The organism is Sphingomonas sp. CFBP 13728, assembly GCF_014841895.1.
In the GTDB taxonomy this organism is placed as follows: domain Bacteria; phylum Pseudomonadota; class Alphaproteobacteria; order Sphingomonadales; family Sphingomonadaceae; genus Sphingomonas.
In genome coordinates, this window is record NZ_JACYUS010000021.1 from 1 (window position 1) to 307 (window position 307).

Annotated in this window: 1 pseudogene; it reads right to left on the reverse strand. The window is 64.2% G+C overall.

Annotated elements, in window-relative coordinates:
* Positions 1–307, reverse strand: a pseudogene (locus IFT67_RS20510) (TonB-dependent receptor plug domain-containing protein); the annotation flags it as partial.

Consider the following 307-nt stretch of genomic DNA (forward strand, 5'->3'; position numbering starts at 1 on the left):
TAGAAGAGCTGGTAGTTTCGGTTTGGCTGGTCGCCCTGCTGGAATACGTTCCGGTCGAACCCGGCTTCCCTCGGGTCGAGCGTCCCGTTCGATGGTGTCAGTCCAACACCGGAGCCATAGTTGCCAGAGGGCGCGACTGGCCGACCAGCGGCGTTCGTTCCGAAATACTGCTGCCGCGTATCCGCCCGCGCACGATTGGTGCCATCCCGGTGTTGGTAAGCCGCGGTCAGGCGCAGAACGCCGTTCGCTCCGAGCGGGATGCCTGTGGAGGCACTTGCCTCGTAGGTGTCGCCGTCGCCCTTCGTAG